At 45.2% G+C, this 13028-nt stretch carries 13 protein-coding genes; 5 read left to right on the top strand and 8 right to left on the bottom strand.

From position 1 onward, the window contains the following. Window positions 1-60: 60 nt before the first annotated feature. On the bottom strand, window positions 61-1032 hold the full coding sequence (locus OO016_RS10325) for a fasciclin domain-containing protein (protein WP_266013322.1): 972 nt from the start codon (window positions 1030-1032) through the stop codon (window positions 61-63). 309 nt (window positions 1033-1341) lie between these two features. Between OO016_RS10325 and mnmA the strand changes: the two genes are divergently transcribed. Together mnmA and OO016_RS10315 are read left to right on the top strand one after the other, a co-directional pair. Then, a complete protein-coding gene (mnmA, locus tag OO016_RS10320; RefSeq protein WP_439649325.1) occupies window positions 1342-2532 on the top strand; it encodes a tRNA 2-thiouridine(34) synthase MnmA in 1191 nt (396 codons plus the stop codon). A gap of 13 nt (window positions 2533-2545) precedes the next feature. Further along, entirely contained in the window at window positions 2546-3493 is a 948-nt protein-coding gene (locus OO016_RS10315; RefSeq protein WP_266013316.1) for an NAD(P)H-dependent flavin oxidoreductase, read from the top strand. A gap of 13 nt (window positions 3494-3506) precedes the next feature. Here OO016_RS10315 and OO016_RS10310 read toward each other — a convergent pair whose 3' ends face one another. The 3 genes from OO016_RS10310 to OO016_RS10300 form a co-directional block, all read right to left on the bottom strand. After that, window positions 3507-5237, bottom strand: coding sequence for a tetratricopeptide repeat protein (locus tag OO016_RS10310; protein WP_266013313.1), 1731 nt, complete (start codon window positions 5235-5237; stop codon window positions 3507-3509). Between the two features lie 289 nt (window positions 5238-5526). After that, entirely contained in the window at window positions 5527-6027 is a 501-nt protein-coding gene (locus OO016_RS10305; protein ID WP_266013310.1) for a CIA30 family protein, read from the bottom strand. A 52-nt stretch (window positions 6028-6079) separates the two neighbouring features. Beyond that, window positions 6080-7540 carry a glycosyltransferase gene (locus OO016_RS10300; RefSeq protein ID WP_266013307.1) on the bottom strand — a complete coding sequence of 487 codons (1461 nt, stop codon included), beginning with the start codon at window positions 7538-7540 and terminating at the stop codon, window positions 6080-6082. Window positions 7541-7994: 454 nt separating this feature from the next. Here OO016_RS10300 and OO016_RS10295 point away from each other — a divergent pair, with 454 nt between their 5' ends. Continuing rightward, the gene (locus OO016_RS10295) at window positions 7995-8603 is read left to right on the top strand and encodes a trimeric intracellular cation channel family protein (protein WP_266013304.1); all 609 of its coding nucleotides are present in this window, start codon (window positions 7995-7997) and stop codon (window positions 8601-8603) included. Window positions 8604-8613: 10 nt separating this feature from the next. Here OO016_RS10295 and OO016_RS10290 read toward each other — a convergent pair whose 3' ends face one another. Further along, window positions 8614-9330, bottom strand: coding sequence for a peptidylprolyl isomerase (locus OO016_RS10290; RefSeq protein ID WP_266013301.1), 717 nt, complete (start codon window positions 9328-9330; stop codon window positions 8614-8616). Window positions 9331-9406: 76 nt separating this feature from the next. Between OO016_RS10290 and OO016_RS10285 the strand changes: the two genes are divergently transcribed. Together OO016_RS10285 and OO016_RS10280 are read left to right on the top strand one after the other, a co-directional pair. Then, entirely contained in the window at window positions 9407-9970 is a 564-nt protein-coding gene (locus OO016_RS10285; protein ID WP_369413842.1) for an NUDIX hydrolase, read from the top strand. 25 nt (window positions 9971-9995) lie between these two features. Further along, window positions 9996-10811 (top strand): lysophospholipid acyltransferase family protein, encoded by an 816-nt coding sequence (locus OO016_RS10280; RefSeq protein WP_266013295.1) that lies wholly within the window; start codon window positions 9996-9998, stop codon window positions 10809-10811. Here the strand turns inward: OO016_RS10280 and OO016_RS10275 are convergent. From OO016_RS10275 to xerD, 3 genes are all read right to left on the bottom strand, one after another. After that, window positions 10808-11452: a DUF8845 family protein gene (locus OO016_RS10275; protein WP_266013293.1), complete on the bottom strand. Its 645-nt coding sequence runs from the start codon at window positions 11450-11452 to the stop codon at window positions 10808-10810. The genes OO016_RS10280 and OO016_RS10275 overlap by 4 nt on opposite strands. A 4-nt stretch (window positions 11453-11456) precedes the next feature. Then, on the bottom strand, window positions 11457-11951 hold the full coding sequence (locus OO016_RS10270) for an RNA polymerase sigma factor (protein ID WP_266013291.1): 495 nt from the start codon (window positions 11949-11951) through the stop codon (window positions 11457-11459). A gap of 81 nt (window positions 11952-12032) precedes the next feature. After that, a complete protein-coding gene (gene xerD / locus OO016_RS10265) occupies window positions 12033-12929 on the bottom strand; it encodes a site-specific tyrosine recombinase XerD (RefSeq protein ID WP_266013289.1) in 897 nt (298 codons plus the stop codon). Window positions 12930-13028: the final 99 nt, after the last annotated feature.

Genomic DNA, 13028 nt, shown 5'->3' with positions numbered 1-13028 from the left:
TGCGATCAACAAAAAAGAGCCGCAATTAGCGGCTCTTTTAAGAATATCTTTTTGATTCGATTATCGAATAACTCGACCAATAGCGTGAATTACACCATTCATAGCTTGTACATTAGTGGCTGTGATAGTATTCCCGTTGGAATCAGGTCCGATGATGGCCGGTGTAGTTGCATCTATCACAATGTCTTCTCCCCCAAGGGTGGGTACATTGGCGCCGTCAATACCTGCCAGGTCTTCAGCTCTTACGTTGTTGGCTGCCAAAACGTGCAATTCAAGAACGCTGGATAGAGTGGCTTCGTCTATATCTCCCAGTTCAATTCCTCCCAAATCCGCTAACAAATCTCCAAAAGCTTCGTTAGTTGGCGCGAAAACTGTAAATGGAGCCGGGGTAGATCCGTTAGGAGTCTGAAGAGCGCTAACGTACCCAAAGCTAGGATAAGCTGTAAGAGCGGCTACCAAAGTTGCAAAGTTTGGATCTGCAACGGCGAAAGTAGTTACATCTGGTAAACCTATAACGGCATCCACAACATGGATGATTCCATTGGAAGCTTCGATGTCCGGATCAATTACTGAACTAACCCCGTTAAAGGTAACACCACTATCCGTATTAATGTATATGCTAAGCGCATCTCCGTCCGCATTTTGGGCAGCAGTGTTCAGGTAGCTGTTGGTCAACCCTCCGGAAGTAGCTGCTGTTCCAACTATTACGTGGTTAAGCAGTACATTTCTCAGTACATCTGAAGGGATGTCTCCAAGACCTGCAAAACCATTATCAGTTAAAAATTGCTGAAAAGCAGTGTTAGTAGGCGCTAATACAGTGAATGGTCCGGCCTCTTGTAGAGTGGTTACCAGGTCAGCTGCGGTTAAAGCATCTACCAAAATACTTAGGTCATCGTTGGCATCCGCCAGGTCCACAATAGTAGGATCTGTGATTACAATTTGATCATCATCGTCATCATTGCTACAAGCTCCCAGTACTACCAGGGCAAAAACCGCAACGAGAGTTTTAATTAGGAAATTTTTCTTTTTCATGGAATAAGGATTTATGTTAAAATGTTCAACAAAAATATACTTAACATTAAACAAAAAAAGGTATTTAAAAAATAATTAACAGTTCTGTCGATGAAACGTTATGGGTTAACATTACTGAATCAGAAGTTTTTGGCAGGTACCATTGATACAGCATAATATTCAAAAAATAAAAAGTTGTAATACGCCAAAAATCGAACTGGTTTAAAGGAATGGCCAGTTGATTACCTGTGATTTTCAACTATCTCACTACAATTCAAACAGGTACTTCGCAGCCTTGATTTTTTGTATTTTTGCATCGCAATTGTGCCTATGAAAAAAGTTGTAGTTGGCCTTTCCGGAGGAGTGGATTCCAGTGTTGCAGCCTACCTGCTTAAGGAGCAGGGGTATGAGGTTATTGGCCTGTTTATGAAGAACTGGCATGATGATAGCGTGACTATTTCACAGGAATGCCCCTGGCTGGAAGATAGCAATGATGCTCTTATAGTGGCTGAGAAATTGGGGATACCCTTTCAGACGATAGACCTGAGTGCCGAATATAAGGAGCGGATTGTAGACTATATGTTCCGGGAATACGAAATGGGCAGGACCCCTAATCCCGATGTACTTTGCAACCGGGAAATCAAATTCGATGTTTTCCTGAAAATTGCCCTGCAACTTGGTGCCGACTACGTGGCAACGGGACATTATGCCCGCAAAGGTGTGCTCAAAAGAGATGATGGAAGTGAGACATACCAGCTGTTGTCCGGCCTCGATCGGAATAAAGACCAGTCCTATTTCTTATGCCAGCTGTCACAGGAGCAATTGTCCAGAACCCTGTTTCCCATTGGCGAACTGACCAAGCCCGAAGTCCGGAAGATTGCAGCGGAGCAAAACCTTGTCACCGCAGAGAAGAGGGATTCGCAGGGGCTGTGCTTTATCGGTAAGGTTAGGCTTCCGGAATTCCTGCAGCAAAAGTTAAAGCCTAAGAAAGGTGTTATCGTGGAAGTCCCTGCAGATGCCCAGCAGTATCAGCAAACCCTGCCTGTATTTGATGATAAGGAAGCAGAACTGGCGTACCATTCACATAAACACAAATATGTCATTGAGGACGGCAAAGTGGTGGGGCAACACCAGGGAGCCCATTATTTCACCATAGGACAACGCAAGGGCCTCGATGTGGGTGGCACACCGGAACCTCTTTTTGTGATCGATACGGATGTAGAAGAAAATATTATTTATACTGGACAGGGAAAGGCACACCCAGGATTGTTCAGGAAGGCCTTGTTTGTAAAGGAGCCCGAAGTGCACTGGGTACGTCCCGATCTTGCCCTGGCTCCTGGAGAAAGCATGAGGGTAAAGGCGCGCATACGCTACAGGCAGGAGTTGCAGGATGCTGTGCTTTACAAAATAGAACAGGGGCTTTATGTTGATTTTGATGAGAAACAATCTGCCATAACAGAAGGGCAGTTTGTTGCCTGGTACCTGGAGGAAGAACTCCTGGGTTCGGGTGTGATCTCCTGAAAATATAGGATCTATGCAAAACAGAATCACCTCCCTTTTTGGGATTGAATACCCCATTATCCAGGCCGGTATGATATGGGCAAGCGGCTGGCGACTGGCCTCTGCCGTTTCGAATGCCGGTGGCCTCGGACTTATCGGTGCGGGTAGTATGTACCCTCAGGTATTGAGGGAACATATTCAGAAATGCCAGCAGGCAACGGACAAGCCATTTGGTGTCAATATACCCATGCTCTATCCGGATATTGAGCAATTGATGGAAATTATCGTTGAACTGGGGGTGAAGATTGTTTTTACTTCTGCCGGTAATCCCAGGACATGGACGGCTCACCTCAAGGAACAAGGCATTACTGTAGTCCATGTGGTGAGCAGTGTCAAATTTGCCAAAAAGGCGGAAGAGGCCGGGGTAGATGCCATTGTTGCCGAAGGGTTTGAAGCCGGAGGTCATAACGGTCGCAATGAGACTACAACGCTTACCCTGATCCCCTCGGTGAAGGAGCATATTACCGTACCGCTCATTGCTGCCGGAGGAATAGGTACAGGAGCCGCAATGCTCGCTGCCATGGTCCTTGGTGCGGATGGGGTTCAGATAGGTTCCCGTTTTGTGGCCAGTCATGAAGCTTCATCTCATAATAGTTTTAAACAATTGGTTGTTGAGGCCGGGGAGGGCGATACCCAGCTAACCCTTAAAGAGCTCGCGCCGGTTCGATTGCTTAAGAATAAGTTTTACCAGGACATACAAACCGCCTATGAGCAAGGGGCCGGGATTGATGAGCTTAAAGCTCTTCTCGGTCGTGCACGGGCAAAAAAAGGCATGTTTGAAGGGGACATGGAAGAGGGTGAACTCGAGATTGGACAGGTCGCTTCCTTAATTCATGACATACTTCCGGCCTCCCAAATAGTGGAGAACCTGGTCAATGAATTTGAAGCTGCCCGAAATGCAGCTGCAAATATGAAGATTTAGCCGCAAGGGGCAACTAGAAAGCAGACCGATCAATGTCTATATCGGCGTATTGCCATACCTTCTCAAACTCCTTTTGAATAGCCTGCGCCTCTGTAGTTTTTCCCTGGGCTGCCAGTGCCTTTGACAAACCATAAAGTGACCAGCCGTTCTGGCGTAGTTTCTTTAAATCTTCCCTGTAAACCGTTTCGGCATCTTCATAATTGCCCTGGTCCATTAGAATGGCCCCCAGGTTTTGTCTAGGCGGCACGTGCCAGGCAGATGGCTCGGTATAAGTAAGGCCATCTTCTGTAGACACGGCTTTTTCCAAATGTTCAATGGCTTTCTTATTATCTCCCTCCAGTTGTGCCAGTTCTCCGGCCACCACTTCATAAGCAACCCTTGCGATCCGGTCTGACGAATTTTGGGCAGTGGCTACGATATTAGCGGTTTCGGGATCTTCCAAAATTGTTTTAATAGCGGCGAGCTCTTCCCGGGCTTCCTTCGCATTGTTTTTCCTGACAAAAGCAAGTCCCCTTGCATAGTGGCGCATCAGGTTAAGATGAACAATGTCTGAGGAGGGTTGCGGGTAGGTGAGGATATCATTCCATTTTCCAAAGCGCACATAAGCCAGTAATGGAGTGGAAGCAAAATCCTGCAGGAAGGTCAGTTCTGCCATTTCCCCCTGTGGAACTTTTTCTGCGGTTTTCTTGGCTGCGGCGATAGCCGTATTGCTTTCACCTATGAGGCTTGATGCAGACCACAGAAAATGGATATTATGCGGGTAATAACCTAAAGGATACATTCCCTGGGAAAAACATTGCGAAATATAGTCTTCGTCTGCCGCTATGGCCTTGTGGTTTACTTCAACGGCGTCTTTATAGCGCCCAACCCTGATGTAAATATGAGAGGGCATATGCACCAGGTGGCCTGCTCCGGGCATCAGGTCTTCCAGGGCCTCTGCACTGGCAACCCCCAGATCTGGCTTGGGTAGTTCTACCATGTGGATGTAGTAATGGTGGGCACCCGGATGCTCAGGATTGATGTAAATGGCCTTTTCAAGCGCAGCCTTGGACTTCTGAGTATTGGGCATGGGATTGCCATCCCCATCCCAGTAATTCCATGGCATAGTATTCATGGCTGCTGCTGCGTAAAGCGTTAATGCATCTGCATTTTCTGGAAAAGCCTTGCTAACTTCTTGCATTTCCTTAAGGTAGGATTCATTGAGTACCGCCGGATCTGTTTCCCAGTTATTGCTGTATCTGGCATTCAATGCCTTTATGAGGGATTTTTCCAGAGGGGTAGTTCCTTTTAGATGCTGGTTGGCAGTTTGTAAGGCTTCCCATGCGGCTTCTTTTCTATCCTGGGTAGGTAAGGGATCGTTGATGTTGGGCCCAAGGGCATAGGCCTGGCCCCAATATGCCATGGCGTTTTCAGGATCTAACCTTGCGGCTTCCATAAAAGAACGATGTGCTTCGGCATGGTTAAATGCAAAGGTAAGACGCATACCCTGATCAAAAAATGCCTGGGACCTCTGGTTCTCTGTGCTTACAGGAAAAGAATAGGAACCCAGGTTGTCAAACAAAGGGGCAATTTGTTTGCTGTTGTCTACAGGGTCTAGTAGAAATTTAGCTACAGTGCATTTAATAGCGCCAATGGAAGCTTTGTCCTTTTTTGGCAATTCCCTGCTTTGTTCCGGAAGTATAAGGAGGATGATTACTGCGATGATCAACAGGCCGGCCCAGCCCAGTGTCTTTTTCTGTTTCATGATAGGAAGGTTGTATTAAATCGGAATCCTTATCGTCAAGTACTATGGTGAATTCTTGCCAATCGGGAATTGTAACTTTCTGAAAAAAAATGATTTATTTCAAATCGACCAATTAATTAATAGGCTGTCCGGGAATATTCGCCACTCAAATGGTATTGTGGTTCAGTGACATCAGGGTATTTCTATGGCGATCCTGATTTATCCTAAATGATTCCCGTGCAATAGCATGGGATTGCAGTAATAGCCTTGACAGATATGGGAATACTGGGGCAATCCTATGTTTTAGTTGTTATTTTAAAGCCTGCAAGTAAATGGAGTCTATCTCAAGCCGAAATGCTTCAGCTTTTTTATTTGCGATCAGGATTCCGATTTCCTCTATCTGGACACCTTCATAATTAGGCTGATTGAGCCGATTTCCGCGGAAAACAGGATACATTTCCCGAATTGGAACGCTAATGGTTTCCCACTCGCCATTGGTTTCAAAGTAGGCCACGTATGAATAATACTGAGATCTCCTGGACTTGATCCGTAACTGATACCTTTTTCCATCTCCCTTTACCTTCAGCCTAATATGGTCAAAATCAGACACCTTTTTGGTTGAAAAGGAATGCCGAATGGAACTAAATCCCCCATTGTTTTCCAAGCTCAATTTACCGCGGAATACACCATGGCCATCAGTACTAAGTTCCATGGTTCCCCTAGAAAGCCCTCCCATAACACCATCATTCACCACCAACCAGTCGGCAATGTTGCTCGTTTTATTAAAATCGTATAGGGTTAGTGTACTCATGCTAATACCAGCTAATAGAATTGTTATTGATTTAAAAAGTGAAAGCAGCATCTTATTCCAGCGAACTTAAATGGCTTAACCAGGCTTTAATCTGACTGAACAGGGTAAAGTTATTGATCACACGGACCTGTCCGTTAAAGCCCCACTTATCACGCTCTTTAGGATTACTTAGCATTTCTTCCAGGCATTTTGCAAGCTGGGCAATATTTGTCGGATCCGGATTGATCCTGCCATTGATATCGTGCTGCACCTGGGCCCTTAATCCGGCTGCTCCCGACACCAGGACCGGACGTTGTTTCCACATGGCTTCAGTGGCCGTTAACCCAAAGCCTTCCTGAATGGAGTTCTGTACAACTATAGTGGCACTGCGTTGCAAGGCGTTTACAATGAGCGCATTTTCCTTGGGATTGTCCAGAGGCAGTAACAACAGGGCAATGGCCCTTTGCAGGTCTACAGACAAAGCCTTGTACTGTTCAATTAATTCATTCAGTACCTCCATGCCTTCGGGGTCGTCTGAGACGAACGCGGGATCCGGTCCTCCCAGGGTGAGCCTACAATGCCTTATTCTTCGGTATACCAAACTGCTTTTGTCTGTTTTCTTTTCATTATCCCTTTTCATCAGAATGAAGGCTTCCATAAGTTCCTTAAAGCCCTTTAGCCTGTCCCAACGGGAAATTTGCAGTACGGTGGGATGGAAGATGATGTCCAGTTCGCTATCGTGGTTAACCGTATCGAAACTGCCATCTGGCATTACCCGACGCACCTTATGTTTATAGTTGGGATAAAGCACAGGCAATTGTTCCCTGATGATGCCGGATTGCTGTAGTATCCCCAGGCATTTAGACATCCAGAGCATCCTGTTCTTATGACTTAAAGGGTCGATGGCAGGAGGAATAATGGCGGTCTTGTCCTTGAGGATTTCAGGCACATAGGATGCAAGGCTGTAAACAAAGCGGTCGTAATCTGCAAAATAGGGCGAAAGAAAATCCCAGACCGCCCGGGTAACTTCATTTTCAGTCTCCAGGCCAATATGGCAGCGCCATACGAGCTTAACCTTTTTATGTTTCCGGATCATGCCGCCTAAAGGCATGGGTTGCGGATCGTGGATCACCACCAGATCCCCATCTTCAATATATTCCAGTGCTTTTTCAAGGTTCCGGGCATTTACCCTTTCGTATACTTCCCGGTCGTCTTCTGTAAAATTGGGTTTCCCGCTCCCGTGTATGGCATTATGGATCCTTTTTGTAAGGTTAAAGAAGGCTTCATCCCTGGCCTCGATGACGAGCCATTCAATATTAATTCCCAGGGTACGGATAATACGCATTTGACTGGGAAGCATTTCTGCAACACCACCTCCAATCGCGGTGGAATTGATCATCCATATGGTCTTTCCTCTGAGTTTGTCCGGAAATTCTGCCACATCCTCCAGGAACTGGTTAACCAGGTTGTATAAAGTTCCGTAGGCCTTGTAATCATCAAGTTTGGCTCCTGGTTTTACGATTATTTTTTTCATAGGTCTATATTCTTTCTAAGATTGTTTTTGGTTCCTCGCGCTTCGAAGCCATTAGCGAGGCGTTTTGCAGTCCTTCGAGATTCAATCCGGATGATAAATTATCAGGAAGTACGGGCCCATTGGGAGGGAACAGATCAAGGATGGGAAATATGAAGATCAGTATTTTCCTCATGCCTTGAAAATAAGTTGTAGATGTAATTAAAGACGGGTGCGTATGAAAAAGCATCACCTATAAAATTACTGGGGAAATTTTGGAAAAGCAAGGTGGGATTGGGATTTTTAAGACCGCGCTGAACATATATCTGATGATGTTGTTCACGAATACAAAATGTTTGCTGTAAAACTACTATTGTGCATGAAAGAAGTCTTTTCCAAGCTATAAAAAATGCAATTCAAGGTGATTCCCAAATAGGATTTGCATTACTTTCGCTAAACATGAGAAAATTTTTCAAGCATGTTTTATTTTACGCTTGACATCCTGGGAACCATAGCATTTGCGATTTCCGGTGTTTTGGTGGCTATGGAAAAAAGGCTGGATGTCTTTGGGGTTTTTATTGTTGCTTTTGTAACTGCAGTTGGTGGGGGAAGCCTCAGAGATATGCTTATTGGAAACACACCTGTTATCTGGATGCAGCAATCGGTATATGCCATTACCATCATTGCCACCGTAATCTTTGCTATAATATTTCAGAGCAAACTCAAGTATTTCAGAAGATCACTTTTCCTATTTGATACGCTTGGGATTGGCCTTTACACTATGGTTGGTATAGAAAAAGGATTGTCAGCTGGCTTAACGCCTATAATGTGTGTAGCCCTGGGAACAATGACGGCTTCTTTTGGCGGTGTGATCCGGGACACCTTGTGCAATGAGATCCCGGTAATCTTCAGGAAGGAAATCTATGCTACGGCTTGTATACTTGGGGGTTTCTCATATTTTCTGCTCAGGGAACTTCCCATTGCCGATGCCTATGCCTATATGGCCGGACTTGTTATTGTCATAGGGATCCGCTTACTGGCGGTTCGCTTTAAAATAGCGTTGCCCAGCATCTATCCCAAAAACTGAGCTTTCCATTTTACTTAATAACCTCAGCCTTTTCGATATAAATGTTTCGCATGGGCCAGTCACCATCGTCAACTGGTTGCTGGTTGATGAGGTCCACAACATCCATTCCTGAGATCACCTTTCCAAAGGGCGTATAATCTCCGTCCAGGTGATAGGACCCGGGTTTGGTTACCACGATAAAAAATTCATAGGGTGAAGCCAGCATGTGTGGGTTGTCAATTTCACTACTTGGCATTGAGATAGTACCCCTGTGGTGTTTGTATCCTTTGCGTGTATCGGGAGGCAGGAGATAACGACCAATTTCCTTTCGTTTTTTTGCAGTTTCAAGGTTGTCTGCATTGCCGCCCTGGATAATGAAATCTTTTACCACCCGATGGAACATGGTATTGTCAAAATATCCCTTACGGGTGAGGTAGATAAAATTGGCCTTGTGGTAAGGTACATTGTCGTAAAGCTCCACCGTGAAACTACCAAGGCTGGTAGTGATCTTCACCTTGTTCTCTGTTAATCCTTTTTGGTAATCGAAAAAGAAATCAATGGCATTTTCCTCGGTGAGCACAAAGGGTTCCTCTTCCTTTTCTTCACTGGCCGGGGACAGCGTGTCTTTCTCTGTGTTCCCTTTAACGACAGCAGGTGTTTCTTCCCGGGTTTTCTTTTCCTTACTGGCTTCTCCGCAGGAAGCTGAAAAAAGTAGTATACTTGTAAGAAGGGCTATTGTTTTACGCATGGATTTCGAAGAATTTCTACAACAGGTTGCAAAAATAAAAAATCTGCCTCTACCGGGTGCTGAAGCACATTATAAAATGGCGCCGGAAGTTCGGGTCAGGGAGCTGGAAAATTACCTGAAGAGGAGTAAGAACCCCAAAAAAGCCGCCGTCATGGCATTGTTTTATCCGGATCTGGATAATCTGACCAGACTCCTCCTAATCCTAAGGAAGAAGTATCCCGGGGTTCATTCCGGACAGGTGGGATTTCCAGGTGGGAGGGAAGAACCCGGAGACCGGAGTATGCTGGATACGGCTCTGCGTGAAACTGAGGAGGAAGTAGGGGCGGAGAGCACTAAAATTGAAGTGATACGCCCGGTTAGCCAATTGTTTATACCTCCCAGCAACTTTGAGGTTTACCCTTTTTTGGGTATCTACCCGGGAACGCCTGAATTCAGGAAGCAGGCTTCTGAAGTGGAAGACCTGGTAGAAGTTCCGCTTACCGAATTCCTGGATGATCAGAATATTATTTCTACGCGGATGACCACTTCTTACGCCCGTGATATTGAGGTTCCCGCTTTTTCATTGGGCGGGCATACGGTTTGGGGGGCAACTGCAATGATGTTGAGTGAGATTCGCGAACTGTTTCGTAAAATCTTATAAACCCTATTTTGTACCTTTGAACCCTATGGGGTTATTTAAAAGAAATCCGTTTGGCCATATACTGTTCCTGAAAAAATGGTTGATCCGTATTATGGGGATGGTCACCCACCAGCGCTACAAGGGATTCAACAAGCTGGAAATTGAAGGATCTGAGGTAATAAGGCAACTTCCCGCAGAAAATGTACTTTTTGTTAGTAACCACCAGACCTATTTTGCAGATGTTGTGGCCATGTTTCACGTGTTCAATGCCAGTCTAAGCGGCCGTGAAGACAGTATTAAAAATATCGGATACCTGTGGCGCCCCAAACTGAACATGTACTACGTGGCGGCTGCGGAAACCATGAAAAAGAGCTTGCTTACCAAAATCCTTGCCTACGCAGGTTCCATTAGCATACAACGTACCTGGAGGGCAGCCGGACAGGAAGTCCACCGGCAGGTGAAAATGAGTGACATTACCAATATCGGGATTGCCTTGAAGGATGGCTGGGTGATTACCTTCCCACAGGGAACCACCACGCCCTGGAAACCCCTTCGAAAGGGAACTGCACATATCATAAAAAAGTATAAACCAGTAGTTGTTCCGGTGGTTATTGATGGTTTCCGGCGTTCTTTCGATAAGAAAGGGCTTTTTATCAAGAAAAAGGGGATTTTACAGCATATGGTTATCAAGCCACCCCTTGAGATTGATTACGACAATGAGAGTGTGGAATCTATAATTGAAAAACTGGAGTATGCTATCGAGCAACATCCTTCGTTCCTCAAAGTGATACCTGAAAACGAGCTACTGGCTTATGAAGAGGAACATAAACAGAGGCGCTGGAGAACTAAGAAGAAAGGTTAAAATTCCAGCTTTTTAAGTTCCGCATAATTTTGGCGCAGTCTTTTCAGCAGGATGCCGTAGAGCAATCGGTAGAAGAGCCAGATCAACAGCAGGATAATCCCAATAATAATCACACAAAGCCCAATCAGCATTACCCAGAAAAGGATCTGATTCCCCGCTGCTTCAGCGGCTGCCATGATCTTCTCACTCTCCTCCCCATAAGTAAGCGAGCCGTAAAGTAACATCACCAGCGATACGCAGAAGATGCCAATGTTAAACCACACGTATTGGGTAACGGTGCGTTTGACCTTCAGGATAGATTTCATCAATTTTCTTGACGAGTCCGTAATGGTGATCTGTTTGTAATTCAGGTAGAACCGGACTATAAAATAGATCAGTACAACATAATTGATAACCGTTAGGGCGGTAGAAAGATTCTGAATATGCCACTGTTTTTCCAGTTCCCTGGATTCTTCACTGTAATTAATGAGGTTGATAGCTGCCCAGAATACAAATTCCATGACACTTATGAAAAATATCCATTTCACAATGGAAGAAGATTTCTTCCGTATCATTTTGTAGATCTTTTCATAAGACAGCCTGGGCAGGTCTTTTTCCCTACTCTGCCAGTCTTTTTTCAACAAATCCAGTTCGTCCATCATTGCCTTATGGATTTAGCATGTTTCTCAATTTATTTTTTATCCGGTTCATCTTCACCCTCGCATTTACTTCGGATATACCCAGGGTTTCTGATATTTCGGAGTAATCTTTATCCTCCAGGTAGAGGAAAACAAGGGCCTTGTCTATATCGCCCAGTTGGCGCACAGCCTTGTACATCAGTTTGAGCTGTTGTTCTTCAGTTTCATCATACTCTTCTGCCTTAATCTTGAAGATTACAGACTCATAGTCCTGGGTATTCACCCTTTTTTTGGATTTACGGTATAGGGTAATGGCTGTGTTAAGAGCTACACGGTACATCCAGGTACTGAATTTGGCCTCACCTCTGAATTTGGGATAGGCCTTCCACAATTGTATGGTGATCTCCTGGAAAAGGTCGTTATGGGAGTCACGGTCATTGGTATACAAACTACAAACCTTGTGGACAATATTTTGATTGTCCTCCAGTTCGGTCACAAATTTGTGCTCTAGCTCCTTATTCACAATGTTGGTTGGTATTCCTGTAGTAATTAGTATCCCTTACGCGACTATTGTTACATGTAAACCTACAAATTTGCTGTGATATCAGTTCCTGGGATGGTATTTCTGTACCACCGCAGTGAGGTGAGAACGGTCTACATGTACGTAAACCTCCGTGGTGGTGATGCTCTCATGCCCTAGCATTTGTTGAATTGCCCTGAGATCGGCACCATTTTCCAGCAGATGGGTAGCAAATGAATGCCTCAGCGTATGTGGACTGATGGTTTTCCTGAGGCCTGTTTTTTCTGCAAGCTGCCGGATGATAGTAAATACCATGGCCCGGGTAAGTCCTTTTCCCCTGCGGTTTAAGTAAAGGATATCTTCAAATCCTTTCTCTATTTTCTGATGGGGACGGATTTCTTTTCTGTACAAATCGATGGCTTTTCGGGTGAGCGGGCTAACCGGGACAAAGCGTTGCTTGTTGCCTTTGCCAGTAACCCGGACAAAACCTTCCTCAAAAAAGAGATCGGAAAGCCGTAAATTGATAAGTTCCGAAACCCGTAAACCACAACCGTAGAGTGTTTCCAGCATGGCCCGGTTGCGTTCTCCTTCCGGTTTGGAGCGATCTATGGCTCCTACCAGCATGTCAATTTCCTCCAGGGAAAGGGTGTCCGGTAATTTGCGGCCAATCTTTGGGGACTCCAGCAAGTCCGTGGGGTTGTCTTCCCGGTATCCCTCAAAGATGAGGTAATTGAAAAAGCTCCTCAAACCTGAGATTACCCGGGCTTGTGACCTGGGATTCAAAATACGCGCAATCTCATAAACAAATTGCTGTATCAGCTCCTGTTCTATGGATTTGGGGGAAGCCGTGGCGCCTGAGGCTTCAAGAAACCGCATCAGTTTCTCTACATCGGCTGCGTAGTTGCTGATAGAATTCTCGGATAAACCCCGCTCAATCCGGAGGTAATGCTGGTAATCCTGAAGGGCTGCAGACCAATTCATGTGAACAAGATACTATATAATATAAAAGGAAAATATGGAGAACCAATCCAGGAAAAACTTATTTTTTTGAAAAACAGTAGCTTAACCATTGATATGAAT

The organism is Lentiprolixibacter aurantiacus (genome assembly GCF_026241225.1).
Lineage (GTDB): Bacteria > Bacteroidota > Bacteroidia > Flavobacteriales > Flavobacteriaceae > Lentiprolixibacter > Lentiprolixibacter aurantiacus.
Note: the sequence above shows the minus strand (reverse complement) of the source record. Positions and strands in the feature narration are given on the sequence as shown.